At 39.8% G+C, this 16,079-nt stretch carries 29 protein-coding genes; all 29 read left to right on the forward strand.

From position 1 onward, the window contains the following. The first annotated feature begins 8 nt into the window (after window positions 1-8). The 29 genes from fusA (at window position 9) to rpsD (ending at window position 16,067) form a co-directional block, all read left to right on the forward strand. Window positions 9-2,111, forward strand: coding sequence for an elongation factor G (fusA, locus tag EL143_RS05275; RefSeq protein ID WP_085416537.1), 2,103 nt, complete (start codon window positions 9-11; stop codon window positions 2,109-2,111). 95 nt (window positions 2,112-2,206) lie between these two features. Continuing rightward, window positions 2,207-3,391, forward strand: a complete 1,185-nt coding sequence (gene tuf, locus EL143_RS05280) for an elongation factor Tu (protein ID WP_126326477.1) — start codon at window positions 2,207-2,209, stop codon at window positions 3,389-3,391. Between the two features lie 19 nt (window positions 3,392-3,410). Beyond that, complete coding sequence (gene rpsJ, locus EL143_RS05285) at window positions 3,411-3,722, forward strand: 30S ribosomal protein S10 (protein WP_002642322.1); 312 nt, start codon at window positions 3,411-3,413, stop codon at window positions 3,720-3,722. 345 nt (window positions 3,723-4,067) lie between these two features. Continuing rightward, window positions 4,068-4,712 carry a 50S ribosomal protein L3 gene (gene rplC / locus EL143_RS05290; protein ID WP_085415770.1) on the forward strand — a complete coding sequence of 215 codons (645 nt, stop codon included), beginning with the start codon at window positions 4,068-4,070 and terminating at the stop codon, window positions 4,710-4,712. Further along, a complete protein-coding gene (gene rplD, locus EL143_RS05295) occupies window positions 4,712-5,332 on the forward strand; it encodes a 50S ribosomal protein L4 (RefSeq protein WP_085415769.1) in 621 nt (206 codons plus the stop codon). Before rplC ends, rplD begins: the two co-directional genes overlap by 1 nt. Then, on the forward strand, window positions 5,329-5,643 hold the full coding sequence (rplW, locus tag EL143_RS05300; RefSeq protein WP_197719621.1) for a 50S ribosomal protein L23: 315 nt from the start codon (window positions 5,329-5,331) through the stop codon (window positions 5,641-5,643). Before rplD ends, rplW begins: the two co-directional genes overlap by 4 nt. Before the next feature lie 4 nt (window positions 5,644-5,647). Further along, the gene (gene rplB, locus EL143_RS05305; RefSeq protein ID WP_085415767.1) at window positions 5,648-6,484 is read left to right on the forward strand and encodes a 50S ribosomal protein L2; all 837 of its coding nucleotides are present in this window, start codon (window positions 5,648-5,650) and stop codon (window positions 6,482-6,484) included. Window positions 6,485-6,489: 5 nt separating this feature from the next. Next, the gene (gene rpsS / locus EL143_RS05310) at window positions 6,490-6,768 is read left to right on the forward strand and encodes a 30S ribosomal protein S19 (RefSeq protein WP_085415766.1); all 279 of its coding nucleotides are present in this window, start codon (window positions 6,490-6,492) and stop codon (window positions 6,766-6,768) included. Window positions 6,769-6,775: 7 nt separating this feature from the next. Continuing rightward, window positions 6,776-7,105, forward strand: coding sequence for a 50S ribosomal protein L22 (gene rplV / locus EL143_RS05315; RefSeq protein WP_085415765.1), 330 nt, complete (start codon window positions 6,776-6,778; stop codon window positions 7,103-7,105). Between the two features lie 9 nt (window positions 7,106-7,114). Next, complete coding sequence (rpsC, locus tag EL143_RS05320) at window positions 7,115-7,810, forward strand: 30S ribosomal protein S3 (protein ID WP_085415764.1); 696 nt, start codon at window positions 7,115-7,117, stop codon at window positions 7,808-7,810. Then, window positions 7,794-8,210 carry a 50S ribosomal protein L16 gene (gene rplP / locus EL143_RS05325; protein ID WP_085415763.1) on the forward strand — a complete coding sequence of 139 codons (417 nt, stop codon included), beginning with the start codon at window positions 7,794-7,796 and terminating at the stop codon, window positions 8,208-8,210. The genes rpsC and rplP overlap by 17 nt, the downstream gene beginning before the upstream one ends. Further along, window positions 8,210-8,401 (forward strand): 50S ribosomal protein L29, encoded by a 192-nt coding sequence (gene rpmC, locus EL143_RS05330; protein WP_085415778.1) that lies wholly within the window; start codon window positions 8,210-8,212, stop codon window positions 8,399-8,401. The genes rplP and rpmC overlap by 1 nt, the downstream gene beginning before the upstream one ends. Beyond that, window positions 8,401-8,664: a 30S ribosomal protein S17 gene (gene rpsQ / locus EL143_RS05335; RefSeq protein ID WP_085415762.1), complete on the forward strand. Its 264-nt coding sequence runs from the start codon at window positions 8,401-8,403 to the stop codon at window positions 8,662-8,664. Before rpmC ends, rpsQ begins: the two co-directional genes overlap by 1 nt. A 206-nt stretch (window positions 8,665-8,870) precedes the next feature. Beyond that, window positions 8,871-9,239 (forward strand): 50S ribosomal protein L14, encoded by a 369-nt coding sequence (gene rplN / locus EL143_RS05340; RefSeq protein WP_085415761.1) that lies wholly within the window; start codon window positions 8,871-8,873, stop codon window positions 9,237-9,239. 12 nt (window positions 9,240-9,251) lie between these two features. After that, entirely contained in the window at window positions 9,252-9,575 is a 324-nt protein-coding gene (gene rplX, locus EL143_RS05345) for a 50S ribosomal protein L24 (RefSeq protein WP_085415760.1), read from the forward strand. 14 nt (window positions 9,576-9,589) lie between these two features. Continuing rightward, the gene (gene rplE, locus EL143_RS05350; RefSeq protein ID WP_085415759.1) at window positions 9,590-10,129 is read left to right on the forward strand and encodes a 50S ribosomal protein L5; all 540 of its coding nucleotides are present in this window, start codon (window positions 9,590-9,592) and stop codon (window positions 10,127-10,129) included. Between the two features lie 2 nt (window positions 10,130-10,131). Next, a complete protein-coding gene (rpsN, locus tag EL143_RS05355) occupies window positions 10,132-10,437 on the forward strand; it encodes a 30S ribosomal protein S14 (RefSeq protein WP_085415758.1) in 306 nt (101 codons plus the stop codon). A 17-nt stretch (window positions 10,438-10,454) separates the two neighbouring features. Then, the gene (rpsH, locus tag EL143_RS05360) at window positions 10,455-10,847 is read left to right on the forward strand and encodes a 30S ribosomal protein S8 (RefSeq protein WP_085415757.1); all 393 of its coding nucleotides are present in this window, start codon (window positions 10,455-10,457) and stop codon (window positions 10,845-10,847) included. Between the two features lie 18 nt (window positions 10,848-10,865). Further along, window positions 10,866-11,399 carry a 50S ribosomal protein L6 gene (gene rplF, locus EL143_RS05365; RefSeq protein ID WP_085415756.1) on the forward strand — a complete coding sequence of 178 codons (534 nt, stop codon included), beginning with the start codon at window positions 10,866-10,868 and terminating at the stop codon, window positions 11,397-11,399. Window positions 11,400-11,413: 14 nt separating this feature from the next. Beyond that, window positions 11,414-11,767 (forward strand): 50S ribosomal protein L18, encoded by a 354-nt coding sequence (gene rplR, locus EL143_RS05370; RefSeq protein WP_085415755.1) that lies wholly within the window; start codon window positions 11,414-11,416, stop codon window positions 11,765-11,767. Window positions 11,768-11,796: 29 nt separating this feature from the next. After that, window positions 11,797-12,303 (forward strand): 30S ribosomal protein S5, encoded by a 507-nt coding sequence (gene rpsE, locus EL143_RS05375; protein ID WP_085415754.1) that lies wholly within the window; start codon window positions 11,797-11,799, stop codon window positions 12,301-12,303. Between the two features lie 5 nt (window positions 12,304-12,308). Then, window positions 12,309-12,494, forward strand: a complete 186-nt coding sequence (gene rpmD / locus EL143_RS05380) for a 50S ribosomal protein L30 (RefSeq protein WP_085415777.1) — start codon at window positions 12,309-12,311, stop codon at window positions 12,492-12,494. Then, window positions 12,495-12,929: a 50S ribosomal protein L15 gene (gene rplO, locus EL143_RS05385; protein WP_085415753.1), complete on the forward strand. Its 435-nt coding sequence runs from the start codon at window positions 12,495-12,497 to the stop codon at window positions 12,927-12,929. It begins immediately after the preceding gene. Between the two features lie 11 nt (window positions 12,930-12,940). Further along, entirely contained in the window at window positions 12,941-14,233 is a 1,293-nt protein-coding gene (gene secY / locus EL143_RS05390; RefSeq protein ID WP_085415752.1) for a preprotein translocase subunit SecY, read from the forward strand. Between the two features lie 4 nt (window positions 14,234-14,237). Next, window positions 14,238-14,456, forward strand: coding sequence for a translation initiation factor IF-1 (gene infA / locus EL143_RS05395; protein WP_085415751.1), 219 nt, complete (start codon window positions 14,238-14,240; stop codon window positions 14,454-14,456). 21 nt (window positions 14,457-14,477) lie between these two features. Beyond that, window positions 14,478-14,591 carry a 50S ribosomal protein L36 gene (gene rpmJ / locus EL143_RS05400; protein ID WP_049259016.1) on the forward strand — a complete coding sequence of 38 codons (114 nt, stop codon included), beginning with the start codon at window positions 14,478-14,480 and terminating at the stop codon, window positions 14,589-14,591. Window positions 14,592-14,649: 58 nt separating this feature from the next. Then, window positions 14,650-15,012 (forward strand): 30S ribosomal protein S13, encoded by a 363-nt coding sequence (gene rpsM, locus EL143_RS05405; RefSeq protein WP_085415750.1) that lies wholly within the window; start codon window positions 14,650-14,652, stop codon window positions 15,010-15,012. Window positions 15,013-15,032: 20 nt separating this feature from the next. Beyond that, window positions 15,033-15,428: a 30S ribosomal protein S11 gene (rpsK, locus tag EL143_RS05410; protein ID WP_002216249.1), complete on the forward strand. Its 396-nt coding sequence runs from the start codon at window positions 15,033-15,035 to the stop codon at window positions 15,426-15,428. Window positions 15,429-15,446: 18 nt separating this feature from the next. Beyond that, complete coding sequence (gene rpsD, locus EL143_RS05415) at window positions 15,447-16,067, forward strand: 30S ribosomal protein S4 (RefSeq protein WP_085415749.1); 621 nt, start codon at window positions 15,447-15,449, stop codon at window positions 16,065-16,067. The last annotated feature ends 12 nt before the right edge of the window (window positions 16,068-16,079 follow it).

Consider the following 16,079-nt stretch of genomic DNA (forward strand, 5'->3'; position numbering starts at 1 on the left):
CGACCAAAATGGCTCGTAAAACCCCCATTCAACTGTATCGTAATATCGGTATTTCAGCCCATATTGATGCAGGTAAAACAACTACAACCGAACGTATTCTGTTCTATACCGGTTTAACTCATAAACTTGGTGAAGTGCATGACGGTGCTGCGACCACCGATTACATGGAGCAAGAGCAAGAACGCGGTATTACCATTACTTCTGCTGCCGTAACTTCTTACTGGAAAGGTATGGCCAGTCAGTTTAAAGAGCACCGTTTCAATATTATTGATACTCCGGGACACGTGGACTTTACCGTAGAGGTAGAGCGTTCTATGCGTGTGTTGGATGGTGCGGTAATGGTTTACTGTGCAGTAGGTGGTGTTCAGCCGCAATCTGAAACTGTATGGCGCCAAGCTAACAAATACCAAGTTCCGAGATTGGCGTTTGTTAATAAGATGGACCGTCAAGGTGCCAACTTCTTCCGCGTTGTTGAGCAAATGAAAACACGCTTGCGTGCTAACCCTGTACCTATTGTTATTCCTGTAGGTGCAGAAGATAACTTTAGTGGCGTAATTGATTTGTTCAAAATGAAATCAATTATTTGGGATGATGCTTCTCAAGGAACTAAATTTGAATATGGTGAGATTCCTGCTGATTTAGTTGCTACGGCTGAAGAGTGGCGTCAAAACATGATTGAAGCCGCTGCAGAAGCCAGCGAAGAATTGATGGACAAATATTTGGGCGGTGAAGAGTTGACTGAGGAAGAGATTATTTCCGGTTTACGTCAACGCACATTGGCAGGTGAAATTCAGCCGATGTTATGCGGCTCAGCCTTTAAGAACAAAGGCGTCCAACGTATGTTGGATGCTGTAGTAGAGCTATTGCCGTCTCCGGTAGATATTCCTCCTGTTCAAGGTGAAACACCTAATGGTGAAAAAGCCAGCCGTGAAGCCAGTGACGATGCCAAATTCTCTGCATTGGCGTTCAAAATGTTGAATGACAAATATGTAGGTCAGCTTACTTTTATCCGTGTGTATTCGGGTGTTGTGAAATCTGGTGACAACGTTATTAACTCGGTTAAAGGTACTCGTGAGCGTATTGGTCGTTTGGTGCAAATGACAGCTGCTGACCGTACTGAAATCGAAGAGGTTCGTGCCGGTGATATTGCCGCTGCTATCGGCTTGAAAGATGTAACTACCGGTGAAACTTTGTGTGCTGAAGATGCTCCTATCATTTTAGAGCGCATGGAGTTTCCTGAGCCAGTTATCCACGTTGCTGTTGAACCCAAAACCAAAGCAGACCAAGAGAAAATGGGTATTGCTCTGAACCGCTTGGCAAAAGAAGACCCTTCTTTCCGTGTGCGTACGGATGAAGAGTCTGGTCAAACCATTATTTCCGGTATGGGTGAATTGCACTTGGAGATTATTGTAGACCGTATGAAACGCGAATTTGGCGTTGATGCAAACGTTGGTGCACCTCAAGTGGCGTACCGTGAAACCATTCGTAAAGAAGTGGAATCTGAAGCCAAGCACGTTAAACAATCTGGTGGTAAGGGTCAATATGGTCACGTTGTGATTAAGATGGAACCGATGGAACCAGGTGGCGAAGGTTATGAGTTTATTGATGAAATCAAAGGTGGTGTAATTCCTCGTGAGTTTATTCCGTCTTGTGATAAAGGTATTCGTGATACATTGCCTAATGGTATCGTCGCCGGTTACCCTGTAGTAGATGTTCGTGTGCGCTTGATCTTCGGTTCTTACCATGATGTTGACTCATCTCAAATAGCTTTCGAATTGGCTGCTTCTATGGCTTTTAAAGAAGGTATGAAAAAAGCCAGTCCTGTATTGCTTGAGCCTATTATGGCTGTTGAAGTGGAAACTCCGGAGGAGTACATGGGTGACGTGATGGGTGACTTAAACCGTCGTCGTGGTATCGTATTAGGTATGGATGACGATGGTATTGGTGGTAAAAAAGTCCGGGCAGAGGTGCCTTTGGCCGAAATGTTTGGTTATTCAACTGATCTCCGTTCGGCTACTCAAGGCAGGGCTACTTACTCAATGGAATTTAAGAAGTATGCTGAAGCACCTGCTCATGTAGCTGCAGCTGTTACAGAAGCACGTAAAGGCTAAAGTATGTTGCTAGGCTGTCTAGGAAAGTATGACTGAAAATTTTCAGACAGCCTTTGTTCTTTAAAAATGATCTTTTTATGTAAAGGAATTAGCTAATGGCTAAGGAAAAATTTGAACGTAGCAAACCGCACGTAAACGTTGGCACCATCGGTCACGTTGACCATGGTAAAACCACATTGACAGCAGCACTAACCACAATTTTGGCTGAGAAATTTGGTGGTCAGGCTAAAGGCTACGACCAAATCGACAATGCTCCGGAAGAAAAAGCCCGCGGCATTACCATTAACACTTCACATGTAGAGTATGAAACTGAAACCCGCCACTATGCACACGTAGATTGCCCGGGTCACGCAGACTACGTTAAAAACATGATTACCGGTGCAGCCCAAATGGATGGTGCGATTTTGGTATGTTCTGCAGCCGACGGTCCTATGCCGCAAACTCGCGAACATATTCTGTTGGCTCGTCAGGTGGGTGTGCCTTACATTATCGTATTTATGAATAAATGCGATATGGTTGACGATGCAGAGTTGTTGGAATTGGTTGAGATGGAAATCCGTGACCTGTTGTCTAGTTACGATTTCCCGGGTGATGACTGCCCGATCGTCCAAGGTTCTGCATTGAAAGCTTTGGAAGGTGACGCAGCATACAAAGAAAAAATCTATGAACTGGCTGCAGCATTGGATAGCTATATTCCTACGCCTGAGCGCGCTGTCGACAAACCGTTCCTGTTACCGATTGAAGACGTATTTTCTATTTCTGGCCGCGGTACCGTAGTAACCGGTCGTGTTGAGCGTGGTATTATCAACGTAGGCGATGAAATTGAAATCGTAGGTTTGAAAGAAACCCAAAAAACCACTTGTACCGGTGTTGAGATGTTCCGTAAATTGTTGGATCAAGGTCAAGCTGGTGATAACGTTGGTGTCTTGCTGCGTGGTACTAAGCGTGAAGAAGTGGAGCGCGGTCAAGTATTGGCTAAACCGGGTACAATTACACCTCACACCAAATTTAAAGCTGAAGTGTATGTTTTGAGCAAAGAAGAAGGTGGTCGTCATACTCCATTCTTTGCAAACTACCGTCCTCAGTTCTACTTCCGTACAACAGATGTGACAGGTGCTGTGACTTTGGAGGAGGGTGTTGAAATGGTTATGCCTGGCGAAAATGTAGCCATCACAGTAGAATTGATTGCACCGATTGCTATGGAAGAAGGTTTGCGTTTTGCGATTCGCGAAGGTGGCCGGACTGTAGGTGCAGGTGTGGTTTCTTCTATTATTGCTTAATTTAAAAGGATATAGATAAATGGCAAATCAAAAAATCCGTATCCGTTTAAAGGCATATGATTATAGTTTGATTGATCGCTCAGCTCAGGAAATTGTAGAGACTGCTAAGCGTACAGGTGCTGTTGTAAAGGGCCCTATCCCATTACCAACAAAAATTGAACGCTTTAATATCTTAAGATCTCCTCATGTAAATAAAACTTCTCGTGAGCAATTGGAAATTAGAACCCATTTACGTTTAATGGATATTGTTGATTGGACTGATAAAACTACTGATGCGTTAATGAAGTTGGATTTGCCAGCGGGCGTAGATGTAGAAATTAAAGTACAATAAAATTATCAATTTGTTGATAAATAACAAGCTCCTGGATTATTTTAGTAATCTAGGAGTTTTTTTGACATAAGTGCAATTATTATTTGCCTCCTAAGCCCTTAACTATATACTCGATATTGTATTTGGTTGGCTACCTTGCATCAAAAATTAAGTTTGTTTGCTATGGTTTTATAGGGTAAATTTAAATTTTTAAGGAGGCAAATTTCAGTATTTCAAAAATCTAAATTTTTCCTGGAAAATAAATTGTTAATGTGGTATAGTTGAGGACTTGGCTTCTATGTCAAGTTTATTTTTAGTGAAAAAATCGATCAATCGTAATCGATTAAAGTTAATAAGGAAAAAATCATGGCTTTAGGTCTGGTTGGACGTAAAGTAGGCATGACCCGAGTATTCACTGAGCAAGGAGCTTCTATTCCGGTAACAGTGTTGGATATGTCTGCGAATCGTGTAGCTCAAGTAAAATCCAAGGAAGTTGACGGTTATACTGCTGTTCAAGTTGTTTTTGGTCAGAAAAAAGCAAATCATGTTAACAAAGCTGAAGCTGGGCATTTTGCTAAAGCAGGTGTTGAAGCTGGTCGGGGTTTGTTTGAATTTGCTTTATCTGAAGATAGTATTGGTGATTTGAAACTTGGAAGTGAGATTGCTGTTACTATGTTTTCTGAAGGTCAGTTCGTAGATGTAACAGGTACTTCTAAAGGTAAGGGTTTCTCTGGTACGATTAAGCGCCATAATTTTGGTGCTCAGCGAACTTCTCATGGTAACTCACGTTCACATCGTGTTCCTGGTTCTATTGGTATGGCTCAGGATCCTGGTCGTGTATTTCCAGGTAAGCGTATGGCTGGTCAATATGGTAATAAAAGGTCGACTGTACAAAATTTAGAAATTGTACGAGTTGATGTTGAGCGCCAATTGTTGTTGGTTAAAGGTGCTGTTCCTGGCTCGGTAAATGGTGATGTAATTGTACGTCCTAGTGTGAAAGTAGGTGCGTAATGGAATTAAAAGTAATTGACGCTAAAGGTCAAGTTTCAGGTAGTTTATCCGTGTCAGATGCTTTATTTGGTCGTGAATATAATGAAGCACTGGTTCATCAATTGGTTACAGCTTTCTTGGCAAATTCTCGTTCTGGTAATCGAGCCCAATTAACGCGTGCTGAAGTAAAACATTCTACAAAAAAACCATGGCGCCAAAAAGGTACTGGTAGAGCTCGTTCGGGTATGACTTCTTCTCCTCTATGGAGAAGTGGTGGTCGTGCTTTTCCTAATAAACCTGATGAGAATTTTACGCAAAAAGTTAATCGTAAAATGTATCGTGCCGGTATGGCTACAATCCTGTCTCAATTAGCACGAGATGAGCGCTTGTATGTAATTGAAAACTTGTCTGCTGCTACTCCCAAAACTAAAGAGTTTGCTCATAAAGTGAAGGATTTAGGAATGGAGCAAGTGCTTTTTATTACCAAACAATTGGATGAGAATATTTATCTTTCTTCTCGAAATTTACCAAATGTGCTGGTTTTGGAAGTTCAACATGTCGACCCGTACTCTCTTTTACGTTATAAGAAGGTTGTGGTTACAAAAGAAGCAGTTTTGCAACTTGAGGAGCAATGGGTATGAATCAATTACGCTTGATGAAAGTAATTTTAGCCCCTGTTGTTTCTGAAAAAAGCAATTTGTTGGCTGAAAAACGTAATCAAATGACTTTTAAAGTGTTGCCGGACGCAACTAAGCCTGAAATCAAAGCGGCAATTGAATTGTTATTTGGTGTGAAAGTGGCTTCTGTAACAACCGTTTCTAATAAAGGTAAAGTGAAACGTTTTGGTCGGACATTGGGTCGACGTAATGATACAAAAAAAGCCTATGTAAAATTAGTTTCTGGGCAGGAATTGGATTTAGAAGCTGCTGCCGCAACTGCAGATAAGGAATAAAGTTATGGCTATTGTAAAGATGAAGCCTACCTCTGCGGGTCGTCGTGGTATGGTTCGTGTGGTAATGGAAGGATTACACAAAGGTGCTCCATATGCACCTTTGGTAGAGAAAAAAAATTCTACTGCTGGACGTAATAATAATGGGCATATTACCACTCGACATAAAGGTGGCGGGCATAAGCACCATTATCGAATTGTAGATTTTAAACGCAATGATAAAGATGGTATTTCTGCAAAAGTGGAGCGCATTGAGTACGACCCAAATAGAACTGCATATATTGCATTGTTGTGTTATGTAGATGGGGAGAGGCGTTACATTATAGCACCTAGAAATATTAAAGTTGGAGACATTGTTGTTGCTGGTTCTGAAGCAACAATTAAAACGGGTAATAGTTTGCCAATTCGTAATATTCCCGTTGGTACTACAATCCATTGTATTGAAATGAAACCTGGTAAAGGTGCTCAAATAGCAAGATCTGCAGGAGCTTCGGCTGTGCTGCTGGCAAAAGAAGGAATTTATGCACAAATACGGTTACGTTCGGGAGAAGTGCGTAAAATACATATTGATTGTCGCGCAACTATTGGCGAAGTTGGCAACGAAGAGCAAAGCCTGAAGAAAATAGGTAAAGCAGGTGCTAATCGTTGGCGTGGTATTCGTCCAACTGTTAGAGGTGTTGTGATGAATCCTGTTGATCACCCTCATGGTGGCGGTGAAGGTAGGACAGGCGAAGCGCGTGAGCCTGTGAGTCCTTGGGGTACTCCTGCTAAAGGTTATAGAACGCGTAATAATAAACGTACGGATAATATGATTGTTCGTCGTCGCTATTCGAATAAAGGTTGATTAATATGGCTCGTTCTCTGAAAAAAGGTCCGTATGTAGATCTGCATCTACTTAAAAAGGTGGATGCGGCTCGTGCAAATAACGATAAACGTCCCATTAAAACTTGGTCTCGCCGTTCTACTATTTTGCCTGATTTTATTGGTTTGACTATTGCTGTTCATAACGGACGTGCTCATGTACCGGTTTTTATTAGTGACAATATGGTTGGTCATAAACTAGGTGAGTTCTCATTAACTCGTACTTTTAAAGGCCACTTGGCAGACAAAAAAGCTAAAAAGAAATAGGTGAATCATGAGAGTATCTGCACAACATAAAAATGCACGGATTTCTGCCCAAAAAGCCCGTTTGGTTGCAGGCATGGTTCGTGGTAAAAGTATCGCCGAGGCTTTAAATATATTGACATTTAGCTCTAAAAAAGGCGCTGAGTTAATTAAAAAAGTACTGGATTCAGCTATTGCAAATGCAGAGCATAATGAAAGTGCCGATATTGATGACTTGAAAGTAATTGCAATTTATATAGATAAAGCTGCATCACTTAAACGCTTTCAAGCTCGTGCAAAAGGTCGTGGCAATCGCATTGAAAAACAGACTTGTCATATCAATGTGACAGTAGGTAATTAAGGAAAAGCTATGGGACAAAAAATTCATCCAACAGGCTTTCGTTTGGCGGTAAATAAAGATTGGTCATCTAAATGGTTTGCTAAAAATAATGAGTTTGCAACAATTCTGAAGCAAGATATTGATGTTCGTAATTATTTACGTAAACGCTTAGTTGGTGCTTCTGTTGGCCGTGTAATTATTGAAAGACCGGCAAAATCTGCTCGTATAACTATTTACTCCGCTCGACCAGGTGTGGTAATTGGTAAGAAAGGTGAAGACATTGAAATCTTAAAATATGACTTGCAAAAATTATTAGGTCTTCCTGTGCATGTTAATATTGAAGAGATTCGTAAACCAGAATTGGATGCGCAAATTATTGCTGACAGCATAGCGCAACAGCTTGAGAAGCGTGTTCAGTTTCGGCGTGCAATGAAACGAGCTATGCAAAATGCAATGAGAGCTGGGGCTAAAGGTATTAAGATAATGACTTCTGGTCGTTTAAATGGTGCTGATATCGCACGTAGTGAATGGTACCGAGAGGGACGTGTTCCGTTGCATACATTAAGAGCAAATGTAGATTATGCTACTAGTGAAGCTCATACGACTTATGGTGTAATTGGTTTGAAAGTTTGGGTATATACTGGTGAAGGTCAAGAGTTAACTCAAGTCCGTTCAGATCAAGAAAATAAACGTAGAAAGGGTGGTCGAAATGCTGCAGCCAACTAGAATGAAATATCGGAAACAGCATAAAGGTCGCAACACAGGTATCGCAACAAGTGGTAATGTGGTAAGTTTTGGTGATTTTGGATTGAAGGCTGTTGGCAGGGGGCGCTTAACTGCTCGTCAAATTGAGGCAGCTCGTCGCGCAATGACTCGTCATATCAAACGCGGCGGCCGTATTTGGATTCGAGTTTTTCCTGATAAGCCTATTACTGAGAAACCAATTCAGGTTCGTATGGGTGGGGGCAAAGGTTCTGTTGAATACTATGTTGCTGAAGTTAAGCCTGGAAAAGTTTTATATGAGATGGATGGTGTAGCGGAATCTTTAGCTCGAGAAGCGTTTACTTTGGCTGCTGCAAAATTACCAATTCCAACAGTATTTGTAATTAGACAGGTAGGTAAATGATGAAAGCTAGTGAATTGAAAAGCAAATCAGTTGATCAGCTGCAAGCTGATTTACTGAATTTGTTGAAAACGCAATTTGGCATTCGAATGCAACATGCTACTGGTCAGCTGGGTAATACTAGTGAGTTGAAAAAAGTACGTCGTGATATTGCTCGAGTAAAAACCATTTTAACTGAAAAAGGTGTTGAATAATGAGCGAATTAAAAAATACCCGTACTTTACAAGGTAAAGTTGTAAGTGATAAGATGGATAAAACTGTAGTGGTATTGGTTGAGCGTAAAGTTAAGCATTCTTTGTATGGAAAGGTGATTCGTCGTTCTACCAAAATTCATGCTCATGATGAACGAAATGAATATGGGGTTGGTGATCTTGTTTTGATTGAAGAAAGTCGCCCTTTCTCAAAAACTAAATCATGGTCAGTGAAAAAACTAATAGAAAAGGCTAGAACTGTTTAATTTTATGTAAATGGTTAAAAGCGGAGCTTGCGGAAATTTTAAAAATTCTGTAAACTCCGTTATTGCTTTCAATTCTTGAAAGTTTCTCCCTTCGGGGCCCAAGACTGGTTTACTTGAACCGTTTGTTAGGTTTTAGATAATATTGTTATAGATAGATTATCTAAAAGTGGTAAATTAAGTTGGATTTATTTTTTAAGGTTAAAGAAATGATTCAAATGCAGACCATTTTGGATGTGGCTGATAATTCTGGTGCGCGTCGTGTGATGTGTATCAAGGTGTTGGGCGGATCTAAACGTCGCTATGCTAATGTTGGCGATATAATTAAAGTGGCCGTTAAAGATGCGGCACCTCGTGGCCGGGTAAAAAAAGGTGATGTATACAATGCTGTGGTTGTTCGTACTGCAAAAGGCGTTCGTCGACCTGATGGTGCATTAATTAAATTTGATAATAATGCTGCTGTTTTGTTGAATAACAAGCTTGAGCCAATGGGTACTCGAATTTTTGGCCCGGTAACTAGAGAGTTGCGTACAGAGCGATTTATGAAGATTGTTTCATTGGCTCCGGAAGTTTTATGAGAAAGGTTGGCAATGAATAAAATTATTAAAGGCGATAATGTGATTGTTATTGCTGGTAAAGATAAAGGTAAACAAGGGCAAGTTCTTCGTGTCTTAGGTGATAAACTGATAGTTTCAGGTGTTAATCAAGTAAAAAGGCATCAGAAACCTAACTTAATGCGAGGTGTCGAAGGTGGTGTTCTGATAAAAAATATGCCTTTAGCTATTTCTAATGTCGCTATTTTAAATCCTGAGACGGGCAAAGCTGATCGTGTTGGTATCAAATTGGTTGAGTTTGAGGGTAAAGTAAGGCGTGTTCGTATCTTTAAATCCAATGGTGCTGAAGTTGGTGTTTGAGGGGATAATTTGAAATGGCTCGTTTGAAAGATTATTATACAAATGTAGTTGTACCTGAGCTAATAAAGCAGTTTGGGTATAAGTCGATTATGGAAGTTCCTCGTATTGAAAAGATTACTTTAAATATGGGGGTTGGTGAGGCAGTTGCTGATAAAAAAGTGATGGAGCATGCTGTTTCAGATTTGGAGAAAATTGCTGGTCAAAAACCTGTGGTTACTTTAGCTAGAAAATCTATTGCCGGTTTTAAAATTCGTGATGGTTATCCAGTAGGATGTAAAGTAACTTTACGCCGTAACCAAATGTTTGAATTTCTTGATCGGCTAGTTACAATTGCTTTGCCGCGTGTTCGTGATTTTCGTGGTGTAAGTGGTAAATCTTTTGATGGTCGTGGTAATTATAATATGGGTGTGAGAGAGCAGATTATCTTTCCGGAAATTGAGTACGATAAAATTGATAATTTGCGTGGGTTGAATATTACAATTACTACAACTGCTAAAACTGATGATGAAGCTAAAGCATTGTTGTCTTTGTTTAAGTTTCCGTTTAAAGGATAATCATGGCTAAGAAAGCTCTAATTAATCGAGAAGCTAAACGTATTGCTTTAGCTCAAAAATATGCTGCGAAACGTTCGGCTATTTTTGCAGTAATTAATGACGCAAAAGTTACTGATGAAGAGCGTTTTGAAGCTCGTTTAAAATTACAAGCTATTCCACGTAACGCTGCTCCAGTTCGTCAACGTCGTCGTTGTGCGATTACTGGTCGTCCTCGTGGGACATTCCGTAAATTTGGCTTGGGCCGTATTAAAATCCGAGAAATCGCTATGCGTGGTGAAATTCCGGGTGTTATTAAAGCCAGCTGGTAAATAGGAGAGAATTAAAAATGAGTATGCATGATCCTATTTCCGATATGTTAACTCGTATCCGCAATGCTCAACGTGCTAATAAAGCTACTGTTTCTATGCCATCTTCCAAATTAAAATGTGCAATTGCAAAAGTTTTAGAAGAAGAAGGCTATATTGAAAAATATTCTGTTTCAAATGATTTGAAAAAAGTACTTGAAATTGAGTTGAAATATTACGCGGGTAAACCAGTTATAGAAAAAATTCAACGGATTTCAAAACCTGGGTTGCGAGTTTATAAAGGTTCTGGTGAGATTCCTATGGTTATGAATGGTTTGGGTGTAGCTATTGTTAGTACGTCCAAAGGTGTTATGACTGACCGTAAAGCCCGTGCTGTTGGAGTCGGTGGTGAATTATTGTGTGTGGTTGCTTAACTTAGGGAGAGTTTAAAGATGTCTCGCGTAGCGAAAAATCCAGTAACTGTTCCTACTGGTGTGGAAATTAAATTTGGAATAGATGCCTTAATTATTAAAGGTAAAAATGGCGAATTGTCGTTTCCTTTATGTGATGAAGTGAAAATTGAACAGAGTGCTGATCAGTTAACTTTTATTGCTGTTAATAGTAGTAAGCATTCTAGAGCAATGTCTGGCACAGCTAGGGCATTAGTTGCCAATATGGTAAAAGGTGTTTCTGAGGGGTTTGAGAAAAAACTCCAACTGATCGGTGTTGGCTATAGAGCACAAGCTCAAGGTAAAGTCTTGAATTTGTCGTTAGGCTTTTCTCATCCAGTTAATTATGAAATGCCAGAGGGTGTTACGGCACAAACGCCAACTCAAACTGAAATTGTATTAAGTGGTGCTGATAAACAAGTTGTTGGCCAGGTAGCTGCTGAAATTCGTGCATTCCGCCCACCAGAGCCCTATAAAGGTAAGGGTGTTCGTTATGTTGGCGAAGTAGTTGTGATGAAAGAAGCTAAGAAAAAATAATTGAGGTTCTATTAATGAATAAACATGCGACAAGACTTCGTCGTGCTAAAAAAACACGTGCGAGAATTGCAGATTTGAATATCGTTAGATTGTGTGTTTTCCGTACAAATAATCATATTTACGCACAAGTAATTAGTTCTAATGGTGAGCAAGTACTAGCTTCAGCCTCTACAGTGGAAGCTGATGTAAGAACACAGTTGAAATCAAGCTCGAATATTGAAGCTGCAATGCTTATTGGTAAGCGAATTGCTGAAAAAGCTAAAGCTGTTGGTATTAATTCGGTTGCTTTTGATAGATCCGGTTTCCAATACCATGGTCGAGTTAAGGCTTTAGCAGAAGCAGCTCGAGAAAATGGTCTGAGCTTCTAAAGATTTAAAAATTTTGGAGATCTGAAGATATGGCAAAACATGATACAGAAGACCGCGGTGATGGCTTGGTTGAAAAAATGGTTGCGGTTAACCGTGTAACTAAAGTAGTCAAAGGAGGTCGAATAATGGCTTTCTCTGCACTTACTGTTGTCGGTGATGGTGATGGTCGAATTGGCATGGGTAAGGGTAAATCTCGTGAAGTACCAGTTGCTGTTCAAAAAGCAATGGATCAAGCTCGCCGTTCAATGATTAAAGTTCCACTGAAAGATGGTACTATTCATCATGAAGTAATTGGCAAGCATGGCGCTACTCGGGTTTTTATGCAGCCTGCAAAAGAGGGTAGTGGGGTTAAAGCTGGTGGTCCCATGCGTTTAATTTTTGATGCAATGGGCGTTCATAATATATCAGCAAAAGTACATGGTTCAACTAATCCGTACAATATTGTTCGTGCAACCTTAGATGGTTTGTCTAAGTTGTATACTCCTGCTGAAATAGCAGCAAAACGTGGTTTGACAGTAGAAGAAATCTCTAGGTGATAATGATGAATGAGCAAAAAAAAATTAAGGTAACTTTAGTAAAAAGCCTAATTGGTACAGTTAGCTCTCATCGTAGTTGTGTCCGAGGTTTAGGGTTGCGTCATCGTCAACATACTGTTGAAGTTTTAGATACCCCAGAAAATCGCGGTATGATTAATAAAGTTAGCTACCTTTTAAAAGTGGAGTCATAAATGTTGTTAAATACTATTCAACCTGCTAAGGGTGCTACACATGCGAAACGTAGAGTTGGTCGTGGTATTGGTAGTGGTTTAGGTAAAACTTGTGGTCGTGGTCATAAAGGACAAAAAAGTAGGGCTGGTGGTTTTCATAAGGTAGGCTTTGAAGGCGGTCAGATGCCGTTACAGCGTAGATTGCCTAAACGAGGCTTTAAATCATTGATTGCAGGACTTTCAGCAGAAATCCGATTAAATGAATTGGATTTAGTTGCAGTCAAAGAAATTGACTTGTCAGTTTTAAAAAAAGCTGGATTAGTTCCTTCAAATACAATATCTGTAAAAGTGATAGCTTCGGGTGAAATCACAAATAGTATTCATTTGAAAGGAATTAGAGTAACAAAAGGTGCAAGAGCTGCTATTGAGGCTGTTGGTGGTAAGATAGAAGAATAAGGTTTAGTAAATTGGTTTATCAACAATCTAAAACAGGTTCTGTAAAGTTTAATGATTTAAAAAACAGATTGTTATTTTTACTCGGGGCGCTAATTATATATAGAATTGGTACTCATATACCTGTGCCAGGTGTTGATGCAGCTGTTCTTGCTAAAGCTTATGAGAATCAGAGTAGCGGAATACTGGGTATGCTAAATATGTTCTCCGGAGGTTCTTTGGAGAGATTTAGTATATTTGCAATTGGTATTATGCCTTATATTTCAGCGTCAATAGTAATGCAATTGGCGTCTGAAATATTACCTTCTTTGAAATCTTTGAAAAAAGAAGGGGATGCAGGTCGAAGGATTATTACCAAATATACGCGAATTGGTACTGTTTTATTGGCTACTTTACAAAGCATTGGTGTTGCAACTTTAGTTTATGGCCAAGAGAATTTAGTTGTCGTTCCTAAACTTGAGTTTTATATCTCTACTATAGTTTGCTTAGTCGGTGGAACTATGTTTCTAATGTGGCTGGGTGAGCAAATGACTGAGAGAGCAATTGGTAACGGCATTTCTTTACTAATTACTGCAGGGATCGCGGCAGGTATTCCTTCTGGAATTAAACAGTTATTTGTTTTAATGAGTAATGACTCTAGTAGCTTACTACAGGTTATTGCAATTGGATTAGGGATAGTTATTTTAGTTTATATCGTTGTGTGTTTTGAAAGTGCTTTGAGAAAAGTACCTGTTAATTACGCGAAAAGACAGATTATTGGTAACCAAAGCACACATATGCCATTTAAACTAAATATGTCGGGAGTAATTCCACCTATCTTCGCTTCTAGTCTAATTATGTTTCCTGCTACAATAGGAAGTTGGATTGGAAATAATCAAGATGAAACATGGTTGACACAATTAGTTTCCATGTTAGGACACGGGCAGCCTTTGTATTTATTATTATTTTCTTTTTTAATAATATTTTTTTGTTATTTCTATACTGCTCTTGTTTTTTCTCCTAAAGAAATGGCCGAAAATTTGAAGAAGAGTGGTGCTTTTATTCCCAATATCAGACCAGGGGAGCAGACCGCTGCTTATCTTGAAAAGCTTGTTATGCGCTTGACTTTTTTTGGTGCGCTTTACATAACAAGTATTTGCTTGTTGCCTGAACTTTTAACTTCTAAAGTTAATATTCCATTTTATTTAGGTGGTACATCTTTACTGATTCTTGTTGTTGTAACTATGGATTTTAGTGCACAGATTGCTTCTTATAAGATGACTGAAAGGTATGAGCATTTTAATATGAAGTCTTTGTCTCGTAAGTAATAAAATGGCTAAAGAAGATACTATACAAATGCAGGGCGAAATCTTAGAGACTTTGCCTAATGCTACTTTTAAAGTAAGGCTTGAAAATGATCATGTGGTTTTAGGTCATATCTCTGGAAAAATGCGTATGCATTACATACGGATTTCACCTGGGGATAAAGTAACAGTTGAACTAACTCCCTATGATTTAACTCGTGCTCGAATTGTTTTTAGAACACGATAATCTTGATGAAAGGAACTAATGATGCGCGTTCAGCCGTCTGTTAAAAAGATTTGTCGCAATTGTAAGGTTATTCGACGTAACCGAGTAGTTCGCGTAATTTGTACAGATCCTCGTCATAAACAGCGCCAAGGTTGATTTCTTGGTTTGAAGATTTTATGGTATAGTGACGAGTTTTGTCTTAAAGGAAATAAATATGGCTCGTATTGCAGGGGTTAATATCCCTAATAATTCCCACATCGTTATTGGCTTGCAAGCTATTTACGGTATTGGATCTACTCGTGCTAAATTGATTTGCGAAGCTGCTGGTGTACCTGCTAGCGCTAAAGTAAAGGATTTAGACGAAACTCAATTGGAAGCTTTACGTGAGCAGGTTGGCAAATATGAAATTGAAGGTGATTTGCGCCGTGAAGTAACAATGAGTATTAAGCGATTGATGGATATGGGATGTTATCGTGGATTCCGTCATCGTCGTGGTTTACCTTGTCGGGGTCAGCGTACTCGTACAAATGCGCGAACTCGTAAAGGTCCACGTAAAGCAATTGCAGGTAAAAAATAATTTTTTAAGGATTAATTTAGATGGCTAAAGCAAACACAGCTTCGCGTGTACGTAAGAAAGTACGTAAAACTGTGAGTGAAGGTATTGTGCATGTTCATGCATCTTTTAATAATACCATCATTACTATCACCGATCGTCAGGGCAATGCATTGTCTTGGGCTACCTCTGGCGGCGCTGGTTTTAAAGGCTCACGTAAAAGTACACCGTTTGCTGCTCAAGTAGCAGCAGAAGCAGCTGGTAAAGTTGCCCAAGAGTATGGCGTAAAAAATCTAGAAGTTCGCATTAAAGGCCCTGGTCCTGGTCGTGAATCTTCTGTGCGTGCCTTGAATGCTCTTGGTTTCAAAATTACCAGTATTACCGACGTTACTCCATTGCCTCACAATGGTTGCCGTCCGCCTAAAAAACGTCGTATTTAATTTTGGAGTGATTGAAACATGGCACGTTATACCGGCCCTAAATGTAAATTAGCTCGCCGTGAAGGCACTGATTTGTTTTTAAAGAGTGCTCGCCGCTCTTTAGAGTCTAAATGTAAAATTGATTCTGCTCCAGGTCAGCACGGTGGTAAAAAGCCTCGTCTGTCTGATTATGGTTTGCAGTTGCGCGAAAAACAAAAAATTCGTCGTATTTACGGTGTTCTAGAACGCCAATTCCGTCGTTATTTTGCTGAAGCATCTCGTAGAAAAGGTTCTACGGGTGAGTTGCTTCTACAATTGCTGGAATCTCGCTTAGATAATGTTGTTTATCGTATGGGATTTGGTTCTACCCGTGCAGAAGCACGCCAGTTGGTATCACACAAAGCAATTACTGTTAATGGACAAGTTGTTAATGTGCCTTCTTACCAAGTAAAAGCTGGTGATGTAGTTGCTGTACGTGAGAAAGCTAAAAAACAGGTTCGTATTCAAGAGGCATTGAGCTTGGCGGAGCAAATCGGTTTGCCTAGCTGGGTTTCTGTTGATTCTGCGAAGATGGAAGGCATATTTAAAAATATGCCAGAGAGATCTGAACTGTATAGCGATATTAATGAACAGCTAGTGGTAGAGTTCTACTCTAAATAACATTAGCTCAGT

The organism is Neisseria canis (assembly GCF_900636765.1).
Taxonomy (GTDB): domain Bacteria; phylum Pseudomonadota; class Gammaproteobacteria; order Burkholderiales; family Neisseriaceae; genus Neisseria; species Neisseria canis.

Bases quoted from the DNA above. Each gene is read 5' to 3' on its own strand.
- rplE (WP_085415759.1), top strand. From the start codon at position 9,590: ATGGCTCGTTTGAAAGATTATTATACAAATGTAGTTGTACCTGAGCTA.
- rplB (WP_085415767.1), top strand. From the start codon at position 5,648: ATGGCTATTGTAAAGATGAAGCCTACCTCTGCGGGTCGTCGTGGTATG.
- rpsC (WP_085415764.1), top strand. From the start codon at position 7,115: ATGGGACAAAAAATTCATCCAACAGGCTTTCGTTTGGCGGTAAATAAA.
- rplV (WP_085415765.1), top strand. From the start codon at position 6,776: ATGAGAGTATCTGCACAACATAAAAATGCACGGATTTCTGCCCAAAAA.
- rpmC (WP_085415778.1), top strand. From the start codon at position 8,210: ATGAAAGCTAGTGAATTGAAAAGCAAATCAGTTGATCAGCTGCAAGCT.
- rpsH (WP_085415757.1), top strand. From the start codon at position 10,455: ATGAGTATGCATGATCCTATTTCCGATATGTTAACTCGTATCCGCAAT.
- rplF (WP_085415756.1), top strand. From the start codon at position 10,866: ATGTCTCGCGTAGCGAAAAATCCAGTAACTGTTCCTACTGGTGTGGAA.
- rpmJ (WP_049259016.1), top strand. From the start codon at position 14,478: ATGCGCGTTCAGCCGTCTGTTAAAAAGATTTGTCGCAATTGTAAGGTT.
- tuf (WP_126326477.1), top strand. From the start codon at position 2,207: ATGGCTAAGGAAAAATTTGAACGTAGCAAACCGCACGTAAACGTTGGC.
- rplC (WP_085415770.1), top strand. From the start codon at position 4,068: ATGGCTTTAGGTCTGGTTGGACGTAAAGTAGGCATGACCCGAGTATTC.
- infA (WP_085415751.1), top strand. From the start codon at position 14,238: ATGGCTAAAGAAGATACTATACAAATGCAGGGCGAAATCTTAGAGACT.
- rpsN (WP_085415758.1), top strand. From the start codon at position 10,132: ATGGCTAAGAAAGCTCTAATTAATCGAGAAGCTAAACGTATTGCTTTA.
- rpmD (WP_085415777.1), top strand. From the start codon at position 12,309: ATGAATGAGCAAAAAAAAATTAAGGTAACTTTAGTAAAAAGCCTAATT.
- rpsK (WP_002216249.1), top strand. From the start codon at position 15,033: ATGGCTAAAGCAAACACAGCTTCGCGTGTACGTAAGAAAGTACGTAAA.
- rplO (WP_085415753.1), top strand. From the start codon at position 12,495: ATGTTGTTAAATACTATTCAACCTGCTAAGGGTGCTACACATGCGAAA.
- rpsE (WP_085415754.1), top strand. From the start codon at position 11,797: ATGGCAAAACATGATACAGAAGACCGCGGTGATGGCTTGGTTGAAAAA.
- fusA (WP_085416537.1), top strand. From the start codon at position 9: ATGGCTCGTAAAACCCCCATTCAACTGTATCGTAATATCGGTATTTCA.
- rpsD (WP_085415749.1), top strand. From the start codon at position 15,447: ATGGCACGTTATACCGGCCCTAAATGTAAATTAGCTCGCCGTGAAGGC.
- rplR (WP_085415755.1), top strand. From the start codon at position 11,414: ATGAATAAACATGCGACAAGACTTCGTCGTGCTAAAAAAACACGTGCG.
- rplN (WP_085415761.1), top strand. From the start codon at position 8,871: ATGATTCAAATGCAGACCATTTTGGATGTGGCTGATAATTCTGGTGCG.
- rplW (WP_197719621.1), top strand. From the start codon at position 5,329: ATGAATCAATTACGCTTGATGAAAGTAATTTTAGCCCCTGTTGTTTCT.
- rplD (WP_085415769.1), top strand. From the start codon at position 4,712: ATGGAATTAAAAGTAATTGACGCTAAAGGTCAAGTTTCAGGTAGTTTA.
- rpsQ (WP_085415762.1), top strand. From the start codon at position 8,401: ATGAGCGAATTAAAAAATACCCGTACTTTACAAGGTAAAGTTGTAAGT.
- rpsJ (WP_002642322.1), top strand. From the start codon at position 3,411: ATGGCAAATCAAAAAATCCGTATCCGTTTAAAGGCATATGATTATAGT.
- rplX (WP_085415760.1), top strand. From the start codon at position 9,252: ATGAATAAAATTATTAAAGGCGATAATGTGATTGTTATTGCTGGTAAA.
- rplP (WP_085415763.1), top strand. From the start codon at position 7,794: ATGCTGCAGCCAACTAGAATGAAATATCGGAAACAGCATAAAGGTCGC.
- rpsS (WP_085415766.1), top strand. From the start codon at position 6,490: ATGGCTCGTTCTCTGAAAAAAGGTCCGTATGTAGATCTGCATCTACTT.
- rpsM (WP_085415750.1), top strand. From the start codon at position 14,650: ATGGCTCGTATTGCAGGGGTTAATATCCCTAATAATTCCCACATCGTT.